At 47.8% G+C, this 689-nt stretch carries 1 protein-coding gene and 1 pseudogene; both read right to left on the reverse strand.

Annotated features, from left to right (window positions below):
* A pseudogene (locus R7O13_RS27235) lies at positions 1–236 on the reverse strand (hypothetical protein); the annotation flags it as partial.
* A gap of 14 nt (positions 237–250) precedes the next feature.
* Positions 251–689: SDR family NAD(P)-dependent oxidoreductase (locus R7O13_RS27240; protein WP_318305244.1), on the reverse strand; the 439-nt coding region annotated here is incomplete at its 5' end.

Consider the following 689-nt stretch of genomic DNA (forward strand, 5'->3'; position numbering starts at 1 on the left):
TTGATTGCCAGCCAAACAGTGAGTTCGGGATTGCCGGGTTCTCTGTCGAGATAAATACTGGTTTTGGCAATCGCACGATGGAAGCATTGTTCCTTTTCGTCACCATCGGGCGTGCTGTACTGACATTCCGCCCATTTCTTTTGAACCTGTTGCAGTGGAGCATTACCTGCCAACGCAGCGGTCGAAGCTAACGTTGAACAAACCGTTAAAGCGCAAAGTAGTTGTTTGGTATTCATCGTCCATGTCCTCTTCAATGACTGACTCGGTTTACGTATTGGTGAATGGTTTCTTGTTGTTTACGAATCGCAGAAGAAACCACGCTTGGAAGCAGTTGATTGATGCGAGCAAAAAGTTTTTCTGGCCAACCAATCCACTTCGCGGAAATTTCTTTTTCCAACATGGTGACAACGTGATCGGCAACAACTTGCGGCGAGTCCGTTTTGTTACCCAGTTGTCGATTCATTTCATTGACGGCATCGCTATTGAGTGAGGTTTCTGTCGCTCTTGGTGCCAAATACAGCGCACGAATTCCGGTTGCGAACAGCTCTCTGTCGATCGATTCGGTAAAACGGTGCAACCCCGCTTTTGCCGCGCAATAGGAGGTATAGCCAGGGTAGCCAATTGAGCCGAATGTTGAACCAATATTGAGAATCACCCCAGGCTGTTTTAACCACGTTAACGCCGATTGG

The sequence above is a fragment of the Vibrio sp. Y176 genome (genome assembly GCF_033438945.1).